Source organism: Streptomyces caelestis (assembly GCF_001279005.1).
Classification (GTDB): domain Bacteria; phylum Actinomycetota; class Actinomycetes; order Streptomycetales; family Streptomycetaceae; genus Streptomyces; species Streptomyces heliomycini.
Map to the genome: position 1 here is coordinate 14074 of NZ_LGCN01000239.1, position 24879 is coordinate 38952.

The window sequence follows — 24879 nt, forward strand, 5'->3', positions numbered from 1 at the left end:
CAACAGCAACGGGTTAAGCACGTTTAATCCACGGTTTAACCTAGGGGCTGTCGGACGCGAACGGCAAGGGGCACTGGGGGAGTTGGCGTGGGGGAGCGGGACGAGCCGGCGACCATCGGACGGCGGGTGCAGCAGTTGCGGGTGGAGCGCGGACTGACCCAGCGGCAGCTGGCGGAGCCGGTGTACACGCCCGCGTACATCTCCACGCTGGAGGCGGGACGGGTGCGCCCCTCCGACGACGCGTTACGGCACCTCGCCGGCCGTCTCGGCGTCGCGTTCGACGAACTGGCCACCGGACGTCCCGCCCGGCTGGTGACCGAGCTGCACCTGCGGCTGACCGAGGCACGGCGCACACTCGCCGTCGGCGAGACGGAGGCCGCGGTGGAGCAGTACGCCGGGCTGCTCGCCGAGGCGGAGGCGCACGACCTGGCCGAGGAGCAGGCCGCCGCACTGCTCGGGCTCGGGGAGTGCGCGCTGGAGACCGGCGAACTCGTCGAGGGCCGCCAGTACTTCGAGCGGGCCGAGGACCGGCTCGCCGAGGCGCCGCTGCCCGCCCGGGCGCCGGCGCTGCGCGGGCGGGCCGTCGCCCACTACCTCGCGGGGGAACTGCGGTACGCGGTTTACCTCCTGGAGTCCACGATCGACGAGCTGAACCGGGGCGGCCTGCACGACCCGGACGCCCTGCTGCTGCTCTACGCCAGCGTGATCGGCCCGTACATGGACATGGGCGCGCACGCGCGGGCCGCGCAGGCGGCGGAGTTCGCGCTGGCGCTCGCACCGCAGTCCGGAGACCCGGCGCTGGTGGCGCGCATGCACCGGTCGGTGGCCCGCACCCTGCTCGCCGAGGGCCGCCTCGCCGAGGCGGACGCCTCGCTGGCCAAGGCGGCGGAGCTGTACCGCGGGCTGCAGCTCCGCACCGAGCTGGCCAACTGCCACTGGATGCGCGGCTACGTGTACGCGCAGAACGGCGAACTGGAGTGCGCCGAGAAGGAGATGCGCCAGGCGCTGGAGATGCTGTCGGCCAAGCGGGCGTCCCTCTACAGCAGCCAGGTGACCGTCGAGCTGGCCGACGTCCTGCACCGGCGCGGCGACTCCCGGGAGGCGGCGGCCCTGCTGGAGGACGTGCTCGGCGGGCTCTCCCCCGAGCGGGGGGCGGTGCACGCGGCGGCGGCGCACCGGCTGCTCGGGATCATCGCCGAGGACGCCCGCCGGGCGGAGCAGGCCGAGGAGCACTACGTCCGCGCGATGAGTCTGCTGGAACGCGCGGGCGCGGCCGGCGACCTGGCCGACCTGTGCCGCCTCCTCGGCGACCTGCTGCGCCGCACCGGCCGCGTCGAAGCGGCCCTGGACGCCTACCGCACCGGCCTGGGCCACCGCACGGCCCCGGGCACCACGACCCTGGGGCCGGCCCCGGCGCAACCCCCGGTCTGACCGTTTCGGGGCGGACGGGCCGGGTAGTCGGGGCTCGGTTCCGGGGAGGACGGCCGAAGGAGGCGGTGGGCGTGTGGCCCAGGGACGGCCCCGAGGGCGACCCGGGCCGGGAGGACGACCAGGTGAGGGACGCGATCACCGCCGGGCTGCGCGACGCCGAGCCGGCCGCCGTTCCGGGACGGCTGTGCGCGGTGGCCGTCGCGCTGCTGCCGGTGGACGGTGCGAGCGTGTCGCTGCGCGGCGACGGCATGCCCGTCTACCTCGGCGCCTCCGGTCCACGGGCCGCACGTCTCGCCCAGCTCCAGGCCACCCTGGGCGACGGCCCCTGCCACCACGTCCTGGCGGCCGGCGCGCCGGTCCTCGCCCGCGACCTCGCCGCCGCCGGCTGCGCCGACCGCTGGCCCGTCTTCGCCCAGCAGGCGCTCGGCGCCGGCGTACGTGCCGTGTACGGCCTGCCGCTCGGCAGCGGCGCCGTCTGCGTCGGCACCCTCGACCTGTACCGCGACACCCCCGGCGGGCTCACCGACGGCCAGCTGCGGGTGGCCCGGCTCGTCGCCGGCGTCATGACGGTGGCACTGGTGGACCTGCCGTACGACCTCCAGGGCGGCGACGAACCCTGGCTCGACGGACTGGCCGCCGACCACGACCGCGTCCACCAGGCCGTCGGCATGATCATGGCCCAGCTGGGCGTCGGCGCCGACGAGGCCCTGGCCCGCCTGCGCGCCGACGCCTTCGCCCACGACCGTACGGCCCTGGAGGTCGCCCTGGACGTGGTCGCCCACCGCCGCCGCTTCGACACGCCCTGAGCGCACGGTTGCCTACCCTTGACGGTCATGGACACAGCCATCCTCTTCCTCACCTGCGTCGTGATCCTCGGCGTCATGACGATCCAGGGCCACCTCTCCCGAGTCGACCGCCGTGCCGCCCGCGTCGAGCGCAAACTCGACGCGGTGATACGGCACTTGGACATTCACGAGGAGGTCCCGGGGAGGGACGAGATCCTCGCCCTCGTGCGTCGGGGGAAGAGGGTCCAGGCGATCAAGCTGTACCGCGAGACCACGGGCGCGGACCTGGTCGAGGCCAAGCAGGCGGTGGACCGCCTGGCCTGATCGCCCGCTTCCCGGAGGGGCCCGGCCGTCAGACCCGTACCCGCGCCTGTCGGCCGACGTCCGCCAGGCGGTCCGCGCCGAGCCGGCTCATCGCCCGGATGACCTCGGGGAGCACCGCGCCGAGTCCGCCGTTGGTGAGGGTGATCGTGTCCTCGCCGACGCGGACCGCCGCGAGGTTCACGGTGAGGCGCGTCGGGACTCCGTCGGACGCCTCCCCGATCATCGTCAGCCGCAGTCCCGCCCGCGCGTCGCCGGCCTCCGGGAGCGGGAGTTCCGCCACCTCGACGCGCTGGGCGCCGGCCCGGGTGGTCGTCGCCTCGAACCGCCCGCACGTCTTGGGCAGCGTCCTCATCCAGTCCAGGACGCGGTCCACGTCGGCGGTCGGGTGCGCGGCGACCTGGTAGCGCAGCTGGGAGTCGTCGGAGGCGTCGTCGAGCGTGGTGGTGGCGCTCGGTCCGGCCGACGGGCCGAACAGCTCCTCCGTGTAGAGGACGTCGAGCAGCCGGTGGCAGTCGGCGTCCTCGGCCTTCGCCTTGAGCATCCCGTCCCGCCAGGTCGCCGCGCCCCGGCTCGCCGTCCACGGCTCCCCCAGGTCCGTCTCCGTGATCAGCGCCGCCCGCAGCTGCTCCTCGCTCAGCTCCGACGGGCCGGGCGAGGGCTGCTTCGCGGCGGGCGAGGCGGAGGACGCGGGGGCGGCCGGGGGCTCGGACACGCCCGCGGGCAGCGCGCGCGGCGCCTCCCGGTCGCCGGCCACGCACGCCGCCGCGGTCAGCAGGGCCGTCGCCGACAGCGCGGAGACGAGAAGGGTGCGGGCGGCGGCCGGGGCATGGGTCATCGAGGTGCCTCCTGGGGGAACCGGGCCGTCCACGAGCGGACGTGCTCCTACGGCACCATCCCCTCCGTCGCCCCACCAGCGAGGCGGGCCGTCCGGGTGAGCCGCCCGGGGGGAGAACGGCTCGCCCGCCCCGTCCCCCTGCCGGCGTCGCCGGCATGCGGCGCGCCCACTCGTCCCGCACGACGCCGCCGGACCGGGTCCCGGCGCGCCGACGGTCGACACCGACGAAGCCCCGGGGCTTCGGCGCGCGTGGTGCTCGCCTCACGACCACGAGGAGCCCACCGTGCGACACGGCCACCGACGTCTCGGCCGTGAGCCGGGCCCGTTCGGCGCCGACCCGCCGAGGGGCGCGGGACTGCCGCACCGGCTGCCCGACGGAGCCGTCGTCCGGCACACCCCGCAGGAGCGCGTCCGCGAGGCGGAACACGCGGCCGGCCACCGGCACGTGTACGCGCCGCTGCTCGGCGAACGCGAGCCGCACGAGATCCCCGGCCACCGGGACCACCGCAGCGAGGAGATGTTCTCGCCCAGGGAGCCGGGGCGGACCAGGTCGTCCTGCCCGCGGAGGAGGTGCCGCGGCGGATCGCGGACCGCGCGGCGCTGCTCCGGGCTCCGGGCTCCGGGCTCCGGGAATCCGCGGAGGGGCACGACACGCACCCGGGGGAGGGGGCCCCGTCCGGTTCACCGGCCGGGGCCCTCGGTCCCGCGTCGGCGGGTGCGGGCTCCACGGGGGCACCCGGTCGCCGGTTCGATTGCGGCAAACGGGGGTGAAAGTGCCGTACGCCACACCCGTCGGGAATGGCTCCACGCTGCCGGTGCGTTCGCTTTTACGGTGTTCTGCAGAGATTCTCCGCAGGCACCCGCACGCACCCAGAGGAGACCGCGTGACCGACCGCACCTCCACGTCCGACACCAGGCCGCCGCACCCCGCCCCCGACACCACGCCCGACCTCTCCTCCAGGGACCCCGACTGGTGGCGGCAGGCCGTCGTCTACCAGATCTACCCCCGCAGCTTCGCCGACGCCGACGGCGACGGACTCGGTGACCTGCGCGGCATCACCCGGCGCCTCACCCACCTCGCCACGCTGGGCGTCGACGCCCTGTGGATGAGCCCCTTCTACCCCTCCGAGCTCGCCGACGGCGGCTACGACGTCGCCGACCCGCGCGACGTCGACCCCCGCCTCGGCACCCTCGACGACTTCGCCGAGCTCGTCGCCGAGGCCCACCGGCTCGGCCTGAAGGTGATCGTCGACGTCGTCCCCAACCACACCTCCCACCAGCACGTCTGGTTCCAGGAGGCGCTGCGCGCCGGGCCCGGCTCCCCGGCCCGCGACCGCTACGTCTTCCGCGACGGCAAGGGGGAACAGGGCGAGCTGCCGCCCACCGACTGGCAGTCCGTGTTCGGCGGCAGCGCCTGGCAGCGGGTGCCGGACGGACAGTGGTACCTGCACCTGTTCGCCGCCGAGCAGCCCGACCTCAACTGGGGGCACCAGGAGGTCCGCGACGACGTCCGCACCACCCTGCGGTTCTGGGCCGACCGGGGCGTGGACGGCTTCCGGATCGACGTGGCGCACGCCCTCGCCAAGGACCTCGACGAGCCGCTGCGCGACCTCGGCCACCACGCCTCGGGCGGCGAGGCCGCCCTCGCCGACTTCCCGCCCGGCACCCACCCCTTCTACGACCGGGACGAGGTGCACGAGATCTACCGCGACTGGCGCAAGATCCTCGACGCCTACTCCCCGCCCCGCATGGCCGTCGCCGAGGCCTGGGTCCCCGGCGAACGGCGCGCCCTGTACGCCCGTCCGGACGAACTGGGGCAGGCCTTCAACTTCGAGTACCTGCAGGCCACGTGGAACGCGGAGGAGCTGCGGCAGGTCATCACCGGATCGCTCCGGACCGCGCACGCCGCCGGCGCCTCGGCGACCTGGGTGCTCTCCAACCACGACGTCGTCCGGCACGCCTCCCGCCTGATGCTGCCGCCGGACACGGACGAGAACGCCTGGCTGCTGTCCGGCGGCCACGCCCCCGCCGTCGACCCGGACGCCGGACTGCGCCGGGCCCGCGCCGCCACCCTGCTGATGCTGGCGCTCCCCGGCTCGGCCTACCTCTACCAGGGCGAGGAGCTCGGCCTGCCCGAGGTCGCCGACCTGCCCACCGAGGTCCTCCAGGACCCGATCTGGGAGCAGACGGGGCACGTCCGCAAGGGCCGCGACGGATGCCGGGTGCCGCTGCCGTGGACGACGACCGGTCCGTCGTACGGCTTCGGGGCGGCCGGTGCCTGGCTGCCGCAGCCGCCGTCCTTCGCCGCGTACGCCGTCGAGGCGCAGGACGGGGCCGAGGGCTCGACCCTGGAGCTGTACCGCACGGCCCTGCGGCTGCGCCGCAAGCTGATCGACGGCGAGACGCTGAACTGGTCGGAGGAGACCCCGGCGGGGGTCCTGCAGTTCGACCGCGGCGACGGCTGGCGCTGTGTGACCAACCTGTCCCCCGACCCGGTCTCCCTCCCGGCGGGCGAGGTCCTGCTGACCAGCGCACCGCTGGAGGACGGCCGGCTCGGCCCGGACACCACGGCCTGGCTCGGCCACTGACCCGAATACCGCCCCGGCCCGCCGCGGCCGGGGCGGCGCAAGGCGGAGAGCCGGAAGGCTCCGCGGGGGCCGGCACCGGCTCCGGGCCGCCGCCACCCCGAACGGCGTCAGCGCGTCGAGCGAGCGGGTCCGGATCACCGTGGGGGACGCCGCCCCGGCACGGTGAGGTCACACGTGCCCGGGGCCTCCGCTGCCGAAGGCGCCGCTGGATCCGGGCAGCCAGCGCTTGCGCTGCTGGTCCTTGCCCGTTCTGGTCGCGGAGTGGTGGAGTTCGTAGGGCATGAGCCGTGAGCCGGTCCTCGACGTGTTCGGCATCTCGTCCGGCTCCCGGATCTCCCGCATCTCGCGGACCGCGCCACCGTCCGGCATCCTCGGCTGGTCCTCCGAGGTGGGGCGGGGCTCCTCCTGGTCCATGTACCGCATGCCGACCCGTACGGCCCAGACCAGCGCGCCGGCCACGATCATTCCGCCGATGAAGGCCACGAAGACGGTCCACCTGGACGGACCGGCGGCCAGAACCACATACGTTGCCGTGTTCATGTTTTCGAGTATGGACGAGGAAATGAGATAAAGCGCACGGAATGCCCGGTCTTGTCACGCCCGTGGCCCGCCCCAGCGGGCGGCCGGCCCCGTGGCGTGGCAGATTGCGGCCAGAGGAAGGCCGGGACGGGCCGTCGCGTCCCCACGTGTGCAGCTCGGGGCCCGCCCCCGGCCTTCCCCGCCGCCCCCGCGCTCCGCCGCGACCGGGGCGGGGTGGCGGAGGTGGCTCACATGGTCTTCGTCGGGCAGGAGGTCGGCGCGACGCTCCGTCGGCGCTTCACCCGCCTGCGCCACCCTCGTCGGCGCGGTCCTCCGCGGCTGGGCGACGGGCGCGACGACGGCCGGAGGAACGGATCCCATCCGCACCGCCCTCGCCGGGCCCGGCGGCGTCCTCGGCTCGTACCGCGTCCGCCCGGACGGGGCATGACCGCCGTACGGAGTCCACCGCGGAACGTGCACAGGACATCTGCCGTCGCCACGGCAGTTTTTCCGCCGGGCCGACTAGAGTTCCCCTTGGGGAACCCGTCCCCGTGGCGGACCGTGTCCACCGTGGTCCGCGGAAAGGTGCGTATGCCTTCGGAAAGTCAGCCGTACGCCGACGGCCGGCAGCCGGACCAGGACCGGCTCCCCGTCGCCGACCGGCTCGACGACGACCACTTCCCGGCCTACACCATGGGCAGGGCCGCCGAACTGGTCGGAGCCACACCCGCTTTCCTCCGCGCCCTGGACGAGGCGCGGCTGATCACCCCGACGCGCTCGGGAGGCGGTCACCGCCGCTACTCGCGCCACCAGCTGAGGCTGGCCGCCAGGGCCCGCGAACTGGTCGACCAGGGGACACCGGTCGATGCCGCGTGCCGCATCATCAGCCTCGAGGACCAGCTGCGACAGGCCGAACACGCCAACGAGGAGCTCCGCCGACGGGGCGCGGGGGCGGCCCACGGAGGCCGGTGAAAATCTGTTCCCGCCGAAACAGGATTTCCGCCCCCGTGAACAAAATCTCTTTCCCTAAACACCCGGCGGCGCTTTATTCCAGTGATTTTCCTCGCTTGCCGTCGACTTCCTTCGTGCTAGGCTGACGCCAGTTGCAGTTGTGGTTGCCAGTTTGCTACCGGGTCTCCGGGCAGGTGATCATCGCGACGATGAAGGGATTCGTAAAGTGCGAGTCCCAGCACTGTCTCAGGAGAATTGATATGGCCACCGGTACGGTGAAGTGGTTCAACTCGGAAAAGGGCTTCGGCTTCATCGAGCAGGACGGCGGCGGCGCCGACGTGTTCGCCCACTACTCGAACATCGCCACCTCCGGCTTCCGTGAGCTCCAGGAAGGCCAGAAGGTGAGCTTCGACGTCACGCAGGGCCAGAAGGGCCCGCAGGCGGAGAACATCGTCCCCGCCTGATCCAGGCGCAGGGATTCAAGAGCAGGGGCCCGCACTTCGGTGCGGGCCCCTGCTCTTTGCTTTCCGACCTCTTTTCCGCCGCGCTTTCCGCGGGGCCGGTGCGACCGCGCCCCATTCGCCGCAGCGCGTCCACCGCGATCCGCGCGACCGTGCCGATCACCGCGCTGTCCGCCGGAAGAGTGGCCGCGGTGTGCGCGGTCCGGGTGAAAACGGCGACGCGCACGTCGTCGGACGGGAAGCCCGACGCCTGGCGTCAGTCCTGCCGGGGCGCGGCCTGCTGGACCACCTCGAAGGACCACAACGTGGCGTCCGTGGCGGCCGGCCGGGGCTTCTCGCCCGGCGCCCCGCCGTGGGCGGCCTGAGCACGGTCGGACATCCAGCGCTGGAAGTCCTCCTCGCTCCGCCAGCGGGTGTAGACGAGGTAGGTGTCGGTTCCCTCCACCGGACGCAGCAGCTCGAACCACTCGAACCCGTCCGAACCCTCCACCGCTCCCGCCCGCGCCGCGAACCGCCGCTCCAGCGTCTCGCGCTGCTCCGCCGGGACCGTGAGTACGTTGATCTTGACGATGCTCATGTCCCGATTGTTCCGCAGGACCGGCCCGGGACGCGGGGCGGGGCCCGGCCCGTGCGGGCGCGTCACCCCGGCGGGAGGTCAGCCGAGGCAGATCACCAGCAGGCAGAGCCGGGAGGAGTCCGGCTCGGCCGCCGGCGGTGTGGAGGGAGCGGAGGGGGAGGCCTGGGAACCGTCACCCTGGTCGATGCCGCCGTTTCCGTCGCCGCTGCCGGCGGCCGGGGGCGACGACGCCGGCGGGGCGACCGTGCCGGAGCCGGAGCCGGAGCCGGAGCCGGAAGCCGACGCGGATTCCGAGCCCGCTCCCGAGCCCGCTCCCGTGTCCGCGCGCGCACCGGAGCGGGAGACGGGGTCCGGGGAGGTCGTGCGCGGCTGCGACGGCGCCGCCGGGCCGGAGGCGGCGGCGCCGTCGTCCGTGCGGGTGTCCGACGGGGTGGTGGGCGCCGGTGCGGCCTCGGTGGCCGCCCGTCCGCGCCCGTCGTCGGCCGAGGGCGACCGGTCCGTACGGTCCGGGGAGGCGGTGGCCGGGGCGTCCGGGTCGTCGTACGGGGCCGCGGGCCCCTGCGCGCCGCCCATGCCCCTGAGGTCGGGCGCCGTGGCGGCCTGGGTGCGGTCCGTGCCGCTCCGGTCCGTCGAGGCGAGGGTCAGCCCGCCGCCGACGAGGGCCACGGCCGTCGCGACCAGGGCCCGCCGCTGGGTCTTCTTCCAGCGGACCAGCTGCCGCCGCCGCGCCGCCCGGCCGGTGCCCGTACCCGTGGAGGCGGGCACGGAGGCGGCCGGCCGTGGGGCCGGGGGAGTGGGCACGGCGCCGGGCGCGGCGGCCGTCGCCGCTCCGGGGACGGTGCGGCCGCCGATGACGGCGGGCGCGATGTCGGGGGCGTAGGCGCCGCAGCCCGGGCAGACCAGGGCGCCGTTCAGATGCCGGCGACACGTGGAGCAGTAGTCCATCCGCTGTCTTCCTGAGTTGACGTACCGACGCCGATGCCCGCCGGGGCGACCGGTCCGGAGCAGGTGACAGCCACGCTAACGACGCCTCCGGCCCACTGTGTGCAGTCCGTGTGCCGCTCCTGCGCACATTTCCCGCGCAGTCCGCGAGAGTGCCGTGAGCACGCACGCCGGACCGCCGCGCAACGGACACAGTCGCCTGGTCACCCTGCTGCACTCGCCCGGAAGGCACCCCCCACGTGAACCTCCGCACCACCCCCCACACCCGCGCCGCCTCCGTACGTCGTCCCGTCCTGCTCCTGACCGCCGGCCTGTCGGCCCTGTCGCTCACCGCGTGCGGCGTCGTCGGCGCGGTGAGCGGTGACGACGCGCCCGCGTCGCGGGACAGGAGCTACGACATCACCGTGGGCCTGCTGCTGCCGGACAAGGACACGGCGCGCTTCGAGAAGTTCGACCGCCCGCTCTTCGAGGACCGGGTCTCGTCCCTCACCGACGAGCAGGGCGAGGTCGTCTACGCCAACGCCGAGGGCAGCAAGGACAAGCAGGGCGAGCAGTTCCGGAAGATGATCGCCGACCGGGTCGACGTGATCGTGGTCGACGCGGTGGACTCCGAGGCCGTCGCGACGGACGTGGAGAAGGCGAAGGAGGCGGGCATACCCGTCATCGCCTACGACCGTCTCGCCGAGGGCCCGATCGACGCGTACGTCTCCCACGACAACGAGCTCGTCGGCCAGGTGCAGGGCCGCGCCCTCGTGAACGCGCTCGGCGAGGACGCCGAGAACAGCAAGGTCGTCGTGATGCACGGCGCGCCCACCGACCCGAACACGAAGCTCTTCCGCAAGGGCGCGCTCGGCGAACTGGACGGCGAGGTGGACATCGCCAAGTCGTACGACACCAGGCAGTGGCTGCCCGAGGCCGCCGCGGAGAACATGCGCGAGGCGGTGAAGGAGGTCGGCGCCGGGGACATCGCCGCCGTCTACTCGGCGAACGACGGCATGGCCGGCGCCGTCATCGAGGTGCTGGAGGAGGCGGGCGTCACCGACCTTCCGCCGGTGACCGGTCAGGACGCCGACCTGGCGGCGGTGCGGCGGATCGTGGCCGGCACGCAGTACATGACGGTGTACAAGTCGTTCCTGCTGGAGGCGACGGGGGCCGCGGACATGGCGGTGGCCAAGGTGCAGGAGAGGTCGATCCAGTTCGACGCCCTGGCGCGGGACGTGGTCGACAGCCCGACGCACAAGGACATCCCGGCGATGCTGGTCCCGGTGGTCGCCCTCACGAAGGAGAACATCGGGGCCACGGTGGTCCAGGACGGTGTCTACACCGTCAAGGACATCTGCACCGGGGCGTACGCGGCGGACTGCGCGGAGATCGGCCTGACGTCGTAGGAAGCAGGAAGCAGGAAGCAGGAAGCAGGAAGCGGGAAGCGGGAAGCGGCCGGTCCCCCGGAGGAACCGGGGGCCGGCCGCCGCCCGGCTCCCCTACGGGGTCACCGTGTTGCCGCCGAAGCCGACGACCAGGCGGCCGTCCGAGGCGAACGACCAGTTCAGCGCGCCGGAGTAGCCGGCGCACCGGGAGCCGTTGGAGCCGGACCAGAACTGGTTCGAGCCGTCGACGCTGCCGATGGTCCTGTCGTTGGACCCGCTGCCGCTGCGGCACGAGGTGTTGTCGCGGAACACCGAACTGCCGCCGTCGAAGTTGAAGTTGCGCTCGGCGTTGTCGATGCTGACGTTGCCGGAGACGGTCATCGAGCCCGGGTTGCTGTTGTACGTGAACCCGTGCTTGCCGTTGTCGTAGGCGATGCTGCGCCGGATGACGTGGTCGACCTCGATGCCCTCGCCGCCGAGCTTGTAGCCGTTGCGGTCGCCGTTGCCGGCCTGGCCGCCGTTGCTGAGGGTGCCGTTCTCGTAGGCGAGGGAGTCCTCGATGGTGACCGCGCCGATCGGGCCCGTGTCGTCCTTGGTGTAGAGGTCCCAGCCGTCGTCGATGTTGTTGTGGGCGACGGCGTAGCGGAAGACGTTGCCGGGACCGGAGGTGAGCTTGGCGGCGAAGCCGTCGGCGTCCTCGCCGTCGGAGTCGGCGTTGTCGTGCGACTCCGCGCTCAGGACGAGGTTGTTGGAGGGCCACTGGTCGCGGGGCGTGTCGGAGGCCATCCGCGAGAGCTGGAGCCCGGTGTCGCGGTTGTAGCGGGTCACCGTGCGCTCGAAGACGTTGTTGCTGCCGCCGACGAAGATGCCGTTGTCCCCGGCGCGTTCGACGACGATTCCCTTGACGTGCCAGTACGACCCGTTCACGGCGAGCCCGCGGTTCGATGAACTCTCGCTCTGCGCGGAGAAGTTCAGTACGGGCGTCTCGCCCGGGTAGGCGGCGAGCTCCGTACGGTCGCCCGGGGTGCCGTTGTTGCCCGCGGGGATGGTGACCGTCTGGGAGTGGTGGTACGTGCCACCGCGCAGGTAGATCGTGCCGCCGGGGGTGATGCGGTCGATCGCGGAGACGAGTGTCGTCGGGTCGGACAGGGTGCCGGACGCGCCGGCGCTGCCGCCCGGCGCCACGTAGAGCGCGGAGGCGGGCGGCGGGGTGGTCGTGCCGCCGCTCGTCTCCACCTCGAGGTAGTCGACGTTGGGCAGTCCGGCGGACGACGTCGGGCTGAGCCGCACGGTGTTGCCGCCCGACCGCACCGGCACGGTGAACGTCTTCGTCGTCCAGCCCGTCCAGGCGCCGGTGGCCTCGAAGGAGGCGGACGCGACCGTGCTGCCGTTCACCACGATGTTCGCGGCCCGTGCGCCGCCGCTGCCGTTGGCGAAGCGCACCCGGAGCGTCGCCGTCTCGGCGGCGGGGGCGTTCACGGTGAACTGGACGTAGCCGCCGGTGCCGTTGGTGCCGTTGCAGAAGCCGCTGCCGGAGTATCCGGACCACTCGGTCTCGACGGCGCCGGTGCAGACCGCCGAGGACCCCTCGGCCTCGTAGCGGACGGTCGCGGCCTGCGCGGGGGCGCCGGACAGCGTGACGAGCGCGCCGGCCAGCAGGCCGGCACAGGCGAGGGCGGGTCTCACATGCATCGTTCGTCTCCAGGTTCGGTCGGGTGGGGGGCGAGCTCATCGGTGAGTTCGAGTCCGTGAACGGAGAAAGCGCTTTCCGGGACGGTAGAGGCCTGCCGTGGGCACGTCAATAGTTTCGGCGATGAATCAGATTCACATCCATGAATGGTCGTTCGTCACGTCACACCCCACCCGGCCGGTGCCGCCCCGACGCACTGTGACGCAGCGCACACCGGGTGGAGCGATGACTCCTTCCCCTGCCGTCGGTCGTACACCCGACACCATCGACGCAAGGAAGGCCCGGCCATGACCCACACGCTCGGCGCATCCCGCTCTCTCGCCCCCGCTCCGCCCACGTCGCGTCCGGCGGCACGGTGGACCGCGGCCGGCGGCGTGCTGGCGGGCCCGCTGTTCCTCGCGGCCGGCCTCGCCCAGGGCGCGGCACGGGAGGGCTTCGACTTCACCCGGCACGCGATCAGCCAGCTCGCCCTCGGCGGGGCGGGCTGGATCCAGACGGTGAACTTCCTGCTCGCCGGGGCCCTCCTCGTCGCCGGGGCGGCCGGTCTGCGCCGGGTGCTGGACGGCGGCGCGGGCGCGGCCTGGGGCCCCCTCCTCGTCGGGGTGTGCGGCGTCTCGTTCTGGGCCGCCGCGGCCTTCCCCGCGGACGCCGGCGCGGGCTTCCCCGCCGGCTCCCCCGACACGGCCACGCTGAGCGGGCACGGAGCCGCCCACATGGCCGCCGGGATGGCCGGCTACCTCGCCCTGTGCGCCGCGTTCGTCGTCCTGGCCCGCCCGCTCGCCGACCGCGGTCACCGCGGCTGGGCCGTCGCCTCCCGCCTCGCGCCCGTCGCCGTGCTCGCCGGGTTCGCCGGCTCCGCCGCCTCCGTCCTGGCGTTCACCGCGGGCGCGGGCCTCGGCCTGCTCTGGCTGACCGCCCTGACGGTCCGGCTGGCCACCACCCCGGCGAACCACTGACCGGCCGCCGCGCCCCGGCCCCCTCAAGACCTGACCCCTACGACCTGACCGATCACGAGACGGGAGCACCTCATGACCGACGCGGTGAAGGGCCCTGCCGGCTACTTCCCCTCCATCGAGAAGAAGTACGGCCGGCCCGTCGCCGAGTGGAAGGAGCTCATCCGCTCCTCTCCGCTCACCCGGCACATGGAGCTCGTCGGCTGGCTCAAGGCCGAGCACGGACTGGGCCACGGCCACGCCAACGCCCTGGTCGCCCACACGCTGGCCGAGGACCGCGGCAGGTGACCGGGCGCGGGCGGCGGGTCGGGCGTCCTCGTCCACGTGGTCCGGCAGACCGAAGAGCGGGAAGAGCCGCGCGGTGTCACGGAAGGCCGTGATGCCCGTGACGCGGTCGCCGGAGAACTCGACGACCTGGAGGGCCCAGGGCTCGTAGCCGGCCCGGTCCGCACGGGGGCGGTACTGGCCGAACGCGGGGGAGCCGTTGGCCACCGTCGGGACCAGGCGGGGCCCCTCGAGCCGCTCCGTCGCCGTTTCCGGCCCGGCGCCCCCATGCGGCACCCCTCCCCTGGAAAGCCACGCCCCGGGACCACGTCCCCGGGCTGCCGCCACCCTAAAGGGGTCCTTTCACCATGCCCGTCCGGGGCGCGCGGCCCGGCGCCGCACCTCGCCGCGTCGCCGAAACGCCCACGCGGCTCCTCCTCCCGCCCGGCTTCGCTCGAGCGGGGGACCCCCGTCGAGGACGCTCCTGGTGAAAGGACCCTCAAACCGCGGGCTGCCGGGCCGCGGCTCCCGGTGCGGGCCGCCGCGCCCGGCGCAGGAACGGCGCCTCGATGACGTAGTACGACAGCAGGGCCATCAGGAGGGTCAGCACGGCCGTGGCCGGCAGGAGTCCGTCCTTCATGCCGAGGGAGGCCAGCAGCCGTACGACGGGGTAGTGCCACAGGTAGACGCCGTAGCTCAGGTTGCGGCCCACCCAGGTCAGCGGCGTGAGCGAGAGCAGCCGGGAGAGCCCGCCCCCGGGGCGCAGTTCGAGCGCCGTGACCAGGACGGCGGAGAGCACCGCCACGCACAGGAACCCGACGGTGTACCAGGCGACCGTCCACGGGCCGGCGTCGGCGGTCACCGGCATCCGCCAGGCCGCCAGCGCCAGCAGGCCCAGCGCCGGCCAGGCCAGCCGGCCCGCCCAGGCCCGCAGCACGGCCAGCCGGGGATCGTCGGCGCGCAGCCGCGCCAGGACCACGGCGACGAGGGCGCCGGCCAGCAGCTGGTCGGCGCGGGTGTCGGTGCCGTTGTAGATGCGGTGGGCCGCGTCCGGCTGCCACAGGAGGCAGCGCCACAGCACGGGCAGCGCGCACAGGGCCGCCGTGCAGAGCAGCACCGTGCGCGCCCGGGCGTGGCGCAGCAGCACCAGCAGCGCGAGCGGCCAGAGCAGGTAGAACTGCTCCTCCACCCCCAGCGACCAGGTGTGCGCGAGCGGTCCCGTCAGGTCGCCGTACGGCCCGGGCTCCGCGGCCCGGACGACGTTGACGAGGAACAGCGCCGACAGGCCCGCCGCCGGCAGGGAGTCGTCGAAGCCCCACAGCGGGGTGGTCACCGACAGGATCGCGCAGACCGCGCACACGGCCAGCAGCGCGGGGACCAGCCGCAGCCAGCGCCGCCGGTAGAAGGGGAGCAGGGCGACGCCGCCGGTGCGGGCGTACTCGGCGAGCAGCAGCCGGGTGATGACGAAGCCGCTGATGGTGAAGAAGACGTCCACGGCGACCGAGCCGCCCGGCAGCACGTCCGGCGCCACGTGGTAGACGAGCACCAGGGCGACCGCCACCGTCCGCAGCCCGTCCAGGCCGCCCACCCGGCCGCTGCGCGCCACCGCGGACGGGAAGCCCCGCCCTTTCGGCGGGGCGGGTCTGCCGGAGCCGCGGGGCTCCGCCCTTCCCGTGTCGAGTCCGGAATCCTCCGCTGTCGCCGAGCCCGCTTCCTGAGCCATGAACGAGATCGCTTCCCGTCTGCCGACTACTGGGGTGACCCGGTGCGTCTGTCCCGAAACCACGCGCGCATGCCTGCCTGCGGCCGTCCGGACGGCCCGGTCACCCGGCGGGGGCTACGATCCGGGCATGGCGCTGAGCGTGCGGGACGTGGATCGCTTCGAGGCCCTCCGGCCGCGGCTGGAGGCCATCGGCTACCGCCTCCTCGGCTCCGCGAGCGAGGCCGAGGACGCGGTGCAGGAGACCTTCCTGCGCTGGCAGGCCGCCGACACGGGCCGCATCGAGGTCCCCGAGGCCTGGCTGACGAAGGTGCTCACCCACCTGTGCCTCAACCAGCTCACCTCGGCCCGCGCCCGGCGCGAGACCTACGTGGGCGAGTGGCTCCCCGAGCCACTGCTCGCCGGCGACCGGATGCTCGGCCCCGCCGACACCGCCGAACAGCGCGAGTCGGTCTCGTACGCCGTCCTCACCCTGCTGGAGCGCCTCACCCCCAACGAGCGGGCGGTGTACGTGCTGCGGGAGGCGTTCGACTACCCGCACCGGGAGATCGCCGCGATCCTCGACCTCACCGAGGCCGCCAGCCAGCAGATCTTCCACCGGGCCAAGAAGCACGTCACGGAGGGCAAGGCGCGCACCGAGATCGACGGGGCCGCCGCCCGGCGGGTCGTCGACGAGTTCCTCGCCGCCGCCGCCAGCGGCCGGACCGAGCCGCTGGTGCGGCTGCTCACCGAGGACGCCGTCGCGGTCGGCGACGGCGGCGGGAAGGTCCCGGCCCGCGCCAAGGCGTTCGAGGGCGCGCTCGCGGTCGCGACGTTCCTGCGGGGCCTGTTCAAGCCGGGCAAGGCCAAGCGCGCCCTCGTGGGCGGCTCGCCCGGCATCCACGTCGCGACCGCCAACGGCGACCCCGCCCTCGTGGCGGTCCTCGACGGCCGGGTCGTCGGCATCATGTGCCTCGCGGTCACCGCCGAGGGCATCACCGCGATCCGCAGCCAGGCGAACCCCGACAAGCTGGAGCGCGCGACCCGGCTCTGGGCCTCCACCGACCACGGCGACCCCCTGTTCACCGCCTTCTGACCGTCATGTGACCCACATCACACTTCGCTCCTGTCAGGAAACGGCGGGCCGCCCGGTTCAAGGGGCGACCCGCGAAGAGCCGACGACAGGAGCAGGGAAATGCAGCACCGCATCATCGTCCTCGGAGCCGGATACGCCGGAGCCGTCGCGGCCGGCCGTCTGGCCAGGCGGCTGCGCCGGGAGGACGTCGCCATCACCCTCGTCGACGCCGAGCCCGACTTCGTCGAGCGCGTCCGGATGCACCAGCTCGCGGTGGGCCGGGAGCTCAGGCCCCGGCCCTTCGGCGAGATGTTCGCGGGCACCGGCGTGGAACCGCGGCGGGCGACGGTGACGGCCGTGGACGCCGACCGCGGGACGGTCACCGTCACCGACGGCACCGGGGGAACCGGGCGGCTGACATACGACACCCTCGTGTACGCCCTCGGCAGCGGCTGGAACACCCAGGGCGTGCCCGGTACCGCCGAACACGCCCACGAGATCGCCGGCCGTCCCGGAGCCCTCCGGCTGCGCGAGCGCCTGGCCGGCCTGGAGGCGGGGCGGTCCGTGGTCGTGGTCGGCGGCGGACTCACCGGTCTGGAGGCCGCGTCCGAGATCGCCGAGTCCCGCCCGGACCTCGACGTCTCCCTCGCCGCCCGCGGCGACCTCGGCGACTGGCTCTCCGCCAAGGGCCGCCGGCACCTGCGCGAGGTCTTCGGCAGGCTCGGCGTCACCGTGCACGAGCGGGCGTCCGTCACCGCCGTCGGGGCCGACCGCGTCACCCTCGCCGACGGCCGTTCCCTCCCGGCCGCGGTCACCCTGTGGACCACCGGCTTCGCCGTCCACCCGATCGCGGGGGCCACCACCCTGAAGACCGGCGACGACGGCCGGATCGTGGTCGACGGCACCATGCGCTCGGTCTCGCACCCGGACGTGTACGCCGTCGGCGACGCGGCGCTGGTGGCGGGCCCCGGCGGCAAGCCGCTGCGGATGTCGTGCGCCTCGGGCGTCCCCACCGCCTGGCAGGCCGCCGACGCCATCGCGGCCCGCCTGACCGGCGGCAAGCTCCCCAGGACGCCGCTGCGCTACGTCAACCAGTGCATCTCGCTGGGCCGCAAGGAGGGCCTGATCCAGTACGTCACCGCCGACGACCGCGCCGTCGACGCGGCCCTGACCGGACGCCTCGCCGCCCTCTACAAGGAACTGGTCTGCAAGGGCGCGGCCTGGGGCGTGACCCACCCGACCCTCGGCGTCCCGACCCGCCGACGCGGCGTGGTCCGCGAGCCGGCCGCGCAGGACCCGGCGGTCGGGGCCGCGGCCTGACGCGCAGCCGGCCGCGCGCGACGGGCGGCGGCCGGGGACGACGTCCGTCGTGCGCCGGCCGGTCCGGGCCCGCGGGGTCAGCCCGAACCGGCGTCGGCGCCGCGGGCCGCCCGGTCCGCGGCGCGGCGGTACTCGGCGTTGATGCGCTGGGCCTCTTCGAGCTGGTCCTCGAGGATGACGATGCGGCAGGCCGCCTCGATCGGGGTCCCCCGGTCGACGAGCTCGCGGGCGCGGGCGGCTATCCGCAGCTGGTAGCGGGAGTACCGGCGGTGTCCGCCCTCCGAGCGCAGCGGAGTGATCAGGCGGGCCTCGCCGATGGCCCGGAGGAAGCCGGGGGTGGTGCCGAGCATCTCGGCGGCCCGGCCCATGGTGTAGGCGGGGTAGTCGTCGTCGTCCAGACGATTGCTGAGTGGAGTGTCTGCTGGCATGTCACCTCGTTGTACAACGCGTCGAGGGGCCCTGGTGCCGTACGGCACCAGGGCCCCGAAGGAAATTCAACACCATCGGTCGGCCCTCATGCTGTGCCGACCTTCTTTTTCCGCTACCCGGCCCGGTGGGGGCGGGGGTGCGGGGATCGCGGTTGCGTGACCAAAGACCACCATCCGTTCCGGGGTCCTGCGGTACCCGGACCGGAAGTCTCCCGGTGCCGGGCGATCCTGATGGCGTCTGCTCCTCCGTTCTTTCCTCTGAACCGACCACTTGATGAACGGGTACTGCGGTACTACTACCCGCCAGTTCGTGTCTGCCGGGTCTCGCTCGACCGTGTCAACGAGAAGAAGACTAACCACACCGTGCCGCAATGTCTACTCTGACAAAGACAGATTTCGATGTGCGGGCACCGCAGACACCCTGTGGTCCGTGGCGGCGGGGAGCGCTCGCCGGGGACGGCGGGGCGGCGGCGCGGACACGACGAGGGCCCTGCCGACGCGCGTCGGCAGGGCCCTCGTGTCTCTTGGCGGCGGTCTTCCGCCGGTCCTCACACCGCCCGGAAGGCGATGCCCCCGGTGGTGCCGGTGCGTCCGGAGCGGAGCGCGGACGAGGTGAACGGCCCGTCGAGGACGTCCCGCAGCCGGATCCGGTCCGTGTAGGCGGTGCTCCCGCGCAGGACGGCGAGCCGGGCCAGGGTCACCAGGCCCGTGTCCCGGTCGTCCTCGTCGCAGAGGACGAGGTGGTCGACACGGGCGCCGGCCATGAGGGACAGGGCCACCTCGACCGTCATGTCGTCACGGACCCGGGGGCCGGACGCGTCCCCGTCGCCGAACACGGCCTCGGGAGAGGGGTCGTCTCCGAGGTGCTGCGTCCGAACGGGTGTCACGGGTGTCACGGGTGCCTCCTGCCGACGGGGATGGGCGTGCGGGCGCGGCGGTTCTAGGCGGCCGGGCCGAAGTCGGGCCGCCGCTGGGTCCTGCGGCCCCCTTCGCCGCCGGGCCGGCCCTGGCCGGCGCGGCCCCGGCGGCCCCGGCGGCTGCGGGAGGGGGACGACGTGCCACGGGGACGTTCCGCGGGCGGCGCGGCGATGACGACCGGGACTCCGGAGGGGGCCTGGGCGCCGGTGATGCGGCTCAGCTCCTCCTCGCCCGACCGGACCTGGGTGACCCGGGGGGTGATGCCCGCCGAGGCCATCAGCCGGTTCATTTCGCGGCGCTGGTCGGGGGTGACCAGGGTGACGACGCTGCCGGACTCCCCGGCGCGGGCCGTACGGCCGCCGCGGTGCAGGTAGTCCTTGTGGTCGGTGGGCGGGTCCACGTTGTGTGGTCGGTGGGCGGGTCCACGTTGACGACCAGGTCGAGGTGGTCGACGTGGATCCCGCGCGCCGCCACGTTGGTCGCCACCAGCACCGTCACCTCCCCGCTCTTGAACTGGGCCAGGGTCCGCGTGCGCTGCGGCTGGGACTTGCCGCCGTGCAGGGCCGCGGCGCGGACACCGCTGCTCAGGAGGTGCTTGGTCAGCCGGTTCACCGCGTGCTTGGTGTCGAGGAACATGATCACCCGCCCGTCCCGCGCGGCGATCTCGGTGGTCGTCCGGTGCTTGTCGGCGTCGTGGACGTGGAGTATGTGGTGCTCCATGGTGGTGACGGCGCCGGCGGAGGGGTCGACCGAGTGGACGACGGGGTCGTGCAGGTAGTTCCGCACCAGCCGGTCGACGTTGCGGTCCAGGGTGGCCGAGAAGAGCATCCGCTGCCCGTCGGGGCGCACCTGGTCGAGCAGGGCGGTGACCTGGGGCATGAAGCCCATGTCGGCCATCTGGTCGGCCTCGTCGAGGACCGTGATGCCGACGTCGTCCAACACGCAGTCGCCCCGCTCGATCAGGTCCTTGAGCCGTCCGGGCGTCGCGACGACCAGCTCGGCCCCGGCGCGCAGCGCTCCGGCCTGCCTGCCGATGGACATCCCGCCGACGACGGTGACCGGCCGCAGGCCCACGGAGCGGGCGTACGGGGTGAGCGCGTCGGTGACCTGCTGGGCGAGCTCGCGGGTGGGGACGAGGACGAGGGCGAGCGGCCGCCGCGGCTCGGCGCGCCGGCCCGCGGTGCGGGCCAGTACGGCGAGGCCGAAGGCGAGGGTCTTGCCCGAGCCCGTGCGGCCGCGGCCGAGTACGTCACGGCCGGCCAGGGAGTTCGGCAGCGTCGCCGCCTGGATCGGGAACGGTACGGTCACGCCCTCGGCGCCGAGCGTGGCCAGCAGCCGTGCGGGCATGTCGAGGTCGGCGAACGACTCGACGGCGGGCAGCGCGGGGGTGATCGTCTTCGGCGGCGCGAACTCGCCCTGCGGGGCGGGCCGTCCGGCCTGCCGGCTCCCCTGGCCCCTGGAACGGCGCGGGCCACCGGAGCGGGGCGCGCCGGAGCGGGGGGCGCCGGAGCCTCCTCCGGAACGGTCAGGGGTGCGGGACGTGCGGACACGCTTCATGCGGAACCTTCCTTGATGGGGCGCGTACCAAGGAATTCCCGCAGCACATGGGCGGCGCAGAGAATCTCGAGACGAGCCGGATTCGATGGGGGCGGCGTCGGGCCGACGGAGAGGGCGTCACCGGTCGATGACGCGGTGGAGCCTTTCCGCCGCGCGCCCTGAAATGCGCGCGAGCCGGGGCCCGCACCCCAGAGGTGCGGGCCCCAGCTGCGAAGTATGCGTCGTCGCCGGTGTCAGGCGGGAACGATGTTCTCGGCCGTCGGGCCCTTCTGGCCCTGCGCGATGTCGAACGACACCTTCTGGCCTTCCTGCAGCTCACGGAAGCCCTGGGCGACGATGTTCGAGTAGTGGGCGAAGACGTCGGGGCCGCCGCCGTCCTGCTCGATGAAGCCGAAGCCCTTTTCCGCGTTGAACCACTTCACGGTGCCGGTAGCCATGTCATTTCTCCTTCGGAGGCGGTATCGGTAATTCACCTTGTGTGAATTCCGTGTCGCCGTGATGATTAACCCGTCGGAAATGAACCCTCTGGCAACCACACCTGCAACTGGTAACGACGGTAGCACGGGGGGATCGGCCCCGCACGGCCGATAATTCCGTGCCGGTCGGCGGCCGGGGAATACGTGCCGCGCCCCGCACCCGTTTCTCCTGTCGCGGGCACAGATATTGCTCTCCGCGGAGCGCGGGCTTCCTGCCGCGCGCCTCCGTCCGCACCCCCTGTGACCTCAGCCGACGGCGGATCCGCCACCGCCACCCCGGCCGGCGGACCGCCCGGCGGCGAACGCGTCGGGCCCTCGCCGCCGCGACGAAGGTCACATCCGCCGCACCGGTGCGGCGGCCGCCGCCGGAGCCGACGTCGCCGTCCCGCTCACCGGGTGGGACCGGTTCCGCCGGACCGCCCCGCAGGAGGGCCGGGGGCGTCGTCGCGCACCGCCGCCACGCCCTCGCTCCCGACCGGCGGCTCACCGCCGGGCGGGAGCACCGCGGCCCGGCCGCCCGTGACGGACCGGTTCCGGAGGGCTCAGCGCACCGGGAAGCCGAAGGAGTAGCCCTGTTCCTCGAGCCAGGGCAGGACGCGGCGCAGGGCGTCGACGGTCTGCGCGCGGTCGCCTCCCGCGTCGTGGAAGAGGATGGTCGGCCCGTTGGCGATCTCCCGTTCGACGGTGGCGACGATGGCGTCGGCGCCCGGCTGCTCGAAGTCCTTGGTGTCCACGTTCCAGCCCAGCGGGCGCATGCCCCGGGAGGCGGCCAGTTCGCGGCTGTAGGGGGTGAAGGCCCCGCCGGGCGCCCGGTAGTACATCGGCCGTACGCCCCCGGACGCCTCGGTGATCATGCGTTCGGCGTCGAGGATCTCCTTCTTCTGGTAGGCCTCGGACTTCCTGTCCATGGTGGTGTCGTGCGAGACCGTGTGGTCGCACAGCCGGTGCCCGGCCGCGACCACCTCCTTCACGAGGTCCGGGTGGGCCTGCGCCTGCGTCCCCGTCACGCAGAACGTGGCCTTCACCCCGTACTCGCGCAGCAGGTCGAGGACTTGGGGGGTCCAGGCGGGATCGGGGCCGTCGTCGACGGTGATGTTGACGCCGCGCGCCCCCTGGTCCGAGGCGTGCACGATGGTCGCCGCGACCGGCTCGGCGGCACCGCCCGGCGCGGCGGACGCGGTCGCCCTCGGCGACGGGTCGCCCACCACGCCGGCCTGCGCGGTCCACACCGAGGCGCCGACGGCCAGCACCGTCACCCCGAGCGCCGCCCCGACCACCTTGCCGTACCAGCCGCGCCCGCCACCGTGCCGTGCCATGTCCGCCCCGCCCTCGCGTAGTCGCCGTCGTTCCCCGGTCACCCCGGCCACCTGACAGGACGGGGGACGGTGTCCCCGGGATGCGGCCGTTACCGATCGCGGACAATGCCGGAGGAGTTCGCGGACAACTCGACGAGCGCACCGGCAAAACCCCGGGCCGTCGGCCCGCGAGTTCGCCGGGGAGCGGGTGGCGGAAGCCGGACCCGCTCCCGTGGAGGGGGAGTCGGCCGGCGCGCGTGCGCCGACGCGCCGCCCCGGCCCGTCATCACCTCGTCCTCACACGTCCGTGTCACCACTTCCACAGCGCAAACCCGAGTTCGCGCCAACTCCCCGTCAGGGGGCCGGTGCTCTGCGTAGCGGCGGCCCTGTGTTCGAGTGGCGCGTCTGACCTCGCGGTCGTCCTCCCGGACGCGGGCGGGGAGGGCGCCGGCCGCGGTGGGCGCCGGTGCGCGAGGGGTGACGGGGCGGAGGGAGGAAGGGCGTACGGCCTGGCATTCCGCGACTACCGGCCGGTATCGCCGATATGGCGTAATCCGTACGGCCTGGAACCGCGTTCTGTCACCATCGACACCCGATCCGATATCGAGACGTCCGGACTGCGGCGGGGGGCCGGCCATGGGGCTGCTCGGCAACGAGACGGCGTTCGCGCAGGCGCTGACCGCCCAGGAGCGCGAGAGCGTGATGGCCCTCGGCAACCGCAGGCGCTACCCGGCCGACGCCCACCTCCTGACGGAGGGCGAGCGGTCCAGTCATGTCGTGATCATGATCCGGGGGTGGGTGACCGTGTCCGTGGCGACGGACCGGGGGGCCACCCGGCTGATACTCGGGCTGCGCGGCCCGGGTGAACTCCTCGGTGAGATGGCCGCGTTGGACCTGCATCCCCGGAGCGCCACCGTGCGCGCCCTGGGCGTCACGGAGGCCCAGGTCATATCCGGGGACGCGTTCCGTCGTTTCCTCGCCCTGCACCCCCGGGTCAGCGGCCTGGTGATGCGTCAGCTCACCTTCCGGCTCCGCAGCGCCGACCAGGAACGCTCCGCGCTCGCCTCGCTCACCGTGCTGCAACGCCTGGCCGGCCGGCTCACCGAACTGTCGGGCCCCCGGACCGCCGGCCCCTACACCCCGTCCGGGACGACCCTCTCGAACGGCTCCCCGGCCGTCGTCGTCCAGCTGGCCCAGGACGAACTGGCCGCCACGATAGGGGCCACCCGGGAAGCCGTCGCCAAGGCGCTGCGGCTCCTGCGCACCCAGAACGTCGTGCGCACCGGCAACCGCATGGTGGAGATCCTCGACCCCGCCCTGCTCGCCCTCCTCGCGGAAGGGCATCAGGAGTAACCCCCGCCCCGCCGTGTGTAAACGGCTACAGACGCCCCCTCGTCCCGGGCCCGATGCTGAGAAGGGGCGGACCACCTCACGAACCACCACTCCGGCAGGACGAACGATCTCTTCGGCAGGCGGACAGGACCCACAGGGGGGTACGGGTGAACCACGGCGCTCTGGAACTCACCGAAGCACACTACGAGTTGGTGATCAGCGTCGATGCCAGACGTTCCGGCGAGTACGACGACGTCGACAGGCCGCGGATGCGCGAACGCGTCTACCGGGTGGTGGAGACGGCGTTCACCCACGCCAAGGTGGCGCGGGACGCCGTGCACATGGAGGACCGCGGTGACGGCGTCCTGCTGTCGGTCGCGAGCCGGATCGCGGTGAGCCGGCTGCTCGGCCTGTGGCTGGTCGAGGCGCACGAGAAGCTGCGGGACGAGAACCGCGGTCTGGCCGTCCCCCTCGGGCTGCGCATCGGCATGAACGTCGGCCCGGTCCGGCACGACGGCCGGGGCATCAGCGGACGCGCCGTCGACCTCGCCTGCCGGCTCGCGGACTCCTCCGTCGCCCGTGGACTGCTCGACGCCGAGAAGGCCGACCTCGTGCTGGTGGTCTCCTCCTCCCTGTACGAGGACGTGGTCGGCGGCGGCGGCAAGTTCATCGAGCCCGCGCACTACTCCCCGGCCCGGCTGGCCCTCAAGGAGGGCGAGGTCACCGCCTGGTTCCACCTGCCCGGGCGGCCCGCTCCGGAGATGCCCGACGCCGTGCCGGCCGCACCGCCGTCGCCGGCCCCCGCCGCCGGTCCCCCGTCCGCCGCCGGGCCGGACGCGGCCCGGTCCGACGACGGCGACGGCGAAGGCGACGGGACCGGCGAAGGCGACGGGACCGAGGACGACGGCGGGACCGAGGACGACGGCGGGACCGAGGACGACGGCGGTGGCACGCCCGGCGACCGGCCCGACCGCTCCGGCGTGCGCTACGACGTCGCCGGCGACGTGTCCCACCACCACCACAACGAGTACCGGGGGACCGTGCACATCGGCCGGAACACCGGCCGCGACGCGGAGCTGGGGAGGGGCTGAG

23 protein-coding genes and 3 pseudogenes are annotated in these 24879 nt (G+C 73.8%); 13 read left to right on the forward strand and 13 right to left on the reverse strand.

Translation table 11 applies throughout. The annotated features are described in order from the left end of the window. Positions 1 to 87 precede the first annotated feature (87 nt). The 3 genes from ADK41_RS31540 to ADK41_RS31550 all read left to right on the forward strand — a co-directional run bounded on the left by ADK41_RS31540 (position 88) and on the right by ADK41_RS31550 (position 2540). Positions 88 to 1431, forward strand: a complete 1344-nt coding sequence (locus tag ADK41_RS31540) for a helix-turn-helix domain-containing protein (RefSeq protein WP_030819889.1) — start codon at positions 88 to 90, stop codon at positions 1429 to 1431. A gap of 65 nt (positions 1432 to 1496) precedes the next feature. Then, positions 1497 to 2237: a GAF and ANTAR domain-containing protein gene (locus tag ADK41_RS31545; RefSeq protein ID WP_030819887.1), complete on the forward strand. Its 741-nt coding sequence runs from the start codon at positions 1497 to 1499 to the stop codon at positions 2235 to 2237. A 27-nt stretch (positions 2238 to 2264) separates the two neighbouring features. Further along, positions 2265 to 2540, forward strand: coding sequence for a hypothetical protein (locus ADK41_RS31550; RefSeq protein WP_030819885.1), 276 nt, complete (start codon positions 2265 to 2267; stop codon positions 2538 to 2540). 28 nt (positions 2541 to 2568) lie between these two features. Here the strand turns inward: ADK41_RS31550 and ADK41_RS31555 are convergent, their stop codons facing one another. Then, positions 2569 to 3375: a hypothetical protein gene (locus tag ADK41_RS31555; RefSeq protein ID WP_030819883.1), complete on the reverse strand. Its 807-nt coding sequence runs from the start codon at positions 3373 to 3375 to the stop codon at positions 2569 to 2571. Between the two features lie 884 nt (positions 3376 to 4259). Between ADK41_RS31555 and ADK41_RS31560 the strand changes: the two genes are divergently transcribed. Next, the gene (locus tag ADK41_RS31560) at positions 4260 to 5963 is read left to right on the forward strand and encodes a glycoside hydrolase family 13 protein (protein ID WP_030819881.1); all 1704 of its coding nucleotides are present in this window, start codon (positions 4260 to 4262) and stop codon (positions 5961 to 5963) included. A 168-nt stretch (positions 5964 to 6131) separates the two neighbouring features. On the opposite strand, the gene ADK41_RS31565 is transcribed toward ADK41_RS31560, so the two are convergent. After that, the gene (locus tag ADK41_RS31565; RefSeq protein ID WP_030819879.1) at positions 6132 to 6503 is read right to left on the reverse strand and encodes a DUF6479 family protein; all 372 of its coding nucleotides are present in this window, start codon (positions 6501 to 6503) and stop codon (positions 6132 to 6134) included. Positions 6504 to 7073: 570 nt separating this feature from the next. Between ADK41_RS31565 and ADK41_RS31570 the strand changes: the two genes are divergently transcribed. Both ADK41_RS31570 and ADK41_RS31575 read left to right on the forward strand, forming a co-directional pair. After that, positions 7074 to 7454: a MerR family transcriptional regulator gene (locus tag ADK41_RS31570; protein WP_030819877.1), complete on the forward strand. Its 381-nt coding sequence runs from the start codon at positions 7074 to 7076 to the stop codon at positions 7452 to 7454. 239 nt (positions 7455 to 7693) lie between these two features. Next, positions 7694 to 7897: a cold-shock protein gene (locus ADK41_RS31575; RefSeq protein WP_003969786.1), complete on the forward strand. Its 204-nt coding sequence runs from the start codon at positions 7694 to 7696 to the stop codon at positions 7895 to 7897. Between the two features lie 118 nt (positions 7898 to 8015). Here the strand turns inward: ADK41_RS31575 and ADK41_RS44385 are convergent. From ADK41_RS44385 to ADK41_RS31585, 3 genes and pseudogenes are all read right to left on the reverse strand, one after another. Then, positions 8016 to 8150, reverse strand: a pseudogene (locus tag ADK41_RS44385) (serine hydrolase); the annotation flags it as partial. Further along, complete coding sequence (locus ADK41_RS31580; protein WP_030819875.1) at positions 8151 to 8471, reverse strand: antibiotic biosynthesis monooxygenase family protein; 321 nt, start codon at positions 8469 to 8471, stop codon at positions 8151 to 8153. 78 nt (positions 8472 to 8549) lie between these two features. Continuing rightward, positions 8550 to 9416: an SCO2400 family protein gene (locus ADK41_RS31585; protein WP_030819873.1), complete on the reverse strand. Its 867-nt coding sequence runs from the start codon at positions 9414 to 9416 to the stop codon at positions 8550 to 8552. Between the two features lie 236 nt (positions 9417 to 9652). Between ADK41_RS31585 and ADK41_RS31590 the strand changes: the two genes are divergently transcribed. Beyond that, entirely contained in the window at positions 9653 to 10801 is a 1149-nt protein-coding gene (locus ADK41_RS31590) for a sugar ABC transporter substrate-binding protein (protein ID WP_030819871.1), read from the forward strand. A 93-nt stretch (positions 10802 to 10894) separates the two neighbouring features. On the opposite strand, the gene ADK41_RS31595 is transcribed toward ADK41_RS31590, so the two are convergent. Further along, positions 10895 to 12472 (reverse strand): carbohydrate-binding protein, encoded by a 1578-nt coding sequence (locus tag ADK41_RS31595; RefSeq protein ID WP_030819869.1) that lies wholly within the window; start codon positions 12470 to 12472, stop codon positions 10895 to 10897. A 285-nt stretch (positions 12473 to 12757) separates the two neighbouring features. Here ADK41_RS31595 and ADK41_RS31600 point away from each other — a divergent pair, with 285 nt between their 5' ends. Both ADK41_RS31600 and ADK41_RS31605 read left to right on the forward strand, forming a co-directional pair. After that, positions 12758 to 13426 (forward strand): DUF998 domain-containing protein, encoded by a 669-nt coding sequence (locus ADK41_RS31600; RefSeq protein WP_030819866.1) that lies wholly within the window; start codon positions 12758 to 12760, stop codon positions 13424 to 13426. Positions 13427 to 13498: 72 nt separating this feature from the next. Next, complete coding sequence (locus tag ADK41_RS31605; protein WP_030819864.1) at positions 13499 to 13711, forward strand: DUF4287 domain-containing protein; 213 nt, start codon at positions 13499 to 13501, stop codon at positions 13709 to 13711. An 18-nt stretch (positions 13712 to 13729) separates the two neighbouring features. On the opposite strand, the pseudogene ADK41_RS43625 reads toward ADK41_RS31605, so the two are convergent. Together ADK41_RS43625 and ADK41_RS31610 are read right to left on the reverse strand one after the other, a co-directional pair. Beyond that, a pseudogene (locus ADK41_RS43625) lies at positions 13730 to 13936 on the reverse strand (RNA polymerase subunit sigma-70); the annotation flags it as partial. Between the two features lie 250 nt (positions 13937 to 14186). Further along, positions 14187 to 15410 (reverse strand): acyltransferase family protein, encoded by a 1224-nt coding sequence (locus ADK41_RS31610; protein ID WP_030819862.1) that lies wholly within the window; start codon positions 15408 to 15410, stop codon positions 14187 to 14189. Between the two features lie 127 nt (positions 15411 to 15537). Between ADK41_RS31610 and sigJ the strand changes: the two genes are divergently transcribed. Further along, positions 15538 to 16482, forward strand: a complete 945-nt coding sequence (gene sigJ, locus ADK41_RS31615) for an RNA polymerase sigma factor SigJ (protein ID WP_030819860.1) — start codon at positions 15538 to 15540, stop codon at positions 16480 to 16482. Between the two features lie 99 nt (positions 16483 to 16581). Further along, the gene (locus tag ADK41_RS31620; protein WP_030819858.1) at positions 16582 to 17781 is read left to right on the forward strand and encodes an NAD(P)/FAD-dependent oxidoreductase; all 1200 of its coding nucleotides are present in this window, start codon (positions 16582 to 16584) and stop codon (positions 17779 to 17781) included. Positions 17782 to 17858: 77 nt separating this feature from the next. Here ADK41_RS31620 and ADK41_RS31625 read toward each other — a convergent pair whose 3' ends face one another. The 5 genes and pseudogenes from ADK41_RS31625 to ADK41_RS31645 all read right to left on the reverse strand — a co-directional run bounded on the left by ADK41_RS31625 (position 17859) and on the right by ADK41_RS31645 (position 22476). After that, positions 17859 to 18209: a MerR family transcriptional regulator gene (locus ADK41_RS31625; protein ID WP_030819856.1), complete on the reverse strand. Its 351-nt coding sequence runs from the start codon at positions 18207 to 18209 to the stop codon at positions 17859 to 17861. A gap of 548 nt (positions 18210 to 18757) precedes the next feature. Beyond that, positions 18758 to 19096, reverse strand: a complete 339-nt coding sequence (locus ADK41_RS31630) for a CBS domain-containing protein (RefSeq protein WP_051842977.1) — start codon at positions 19094 to 19096, stop codon at positions 18758 to 18760. A 53-nt stretch (positions 19097 to 19149) separates the two neighbouring features. Next, positions 19150 to 20684, reverse strand: a pseudogene (locus ADK41_RS31635) (DEAD/DEAH box helicase). A 233-nt stretch (positions 20685 to 20917) separates the two neighbouring features. After that, on the reverse strand, positions 20918 to 21121 hold the full coding sequence (locus ADK41_RS31640; protein WP_030819851.1) for a cold-shock protein: 204 nt from the start codon (positions 21119 to 21121) through the stop codon (positions 20918 to 20920). A gap of 581 nt (positions 21122 to 21702) precedes the next feature. After that, positions 21703 to 22476, reverse strand: coding sequence for a polysaccharide deacetylase family protein (locus tag ADK41_RS31645; RefSeq protein WP_030819849.1), 774 nt, complete (start codon positions 22474 to 22476; stop codon positions 21703 to 21705). Positions 22477 to 23091: 615 nt separating this feature from the next. On the opposite strand from ADK41_RS31645, the gene ADK41_RS31650 reads away from it, so the two are divergent. Together ADK41_RS31650 and ADK41_RS31655 are read left to right on the forward strand one after the other, a co-directional pair. Continuing rightward, the gene (locus ADK41_RS31650; RefSeq protein WP_030819847.1) at positions 23092 to 23808 is read left to right on the forward strand and encodes a Crp/Fnr family transcriptional regulator; all 717 of its coding nucleotides are present in this window, start codon (positions 23092 to 23094) and stop codon (positions 23806 to 23808) included. A 146-nt stretch (positions 23809 to 23954) separates the two neighbouring features. Next, positions 23955 to 24878: a hypothetical protein gene (locus ADK41_RS31655; protein ID WP_037803469.1), complete on the forward strand. Its 924-nt coding sequence runs from the start codon at positions 23955 to 23957 to the stop codon at positions 24876 to 24878. Position 24879 lies beyond the last annotated feature (1 nt).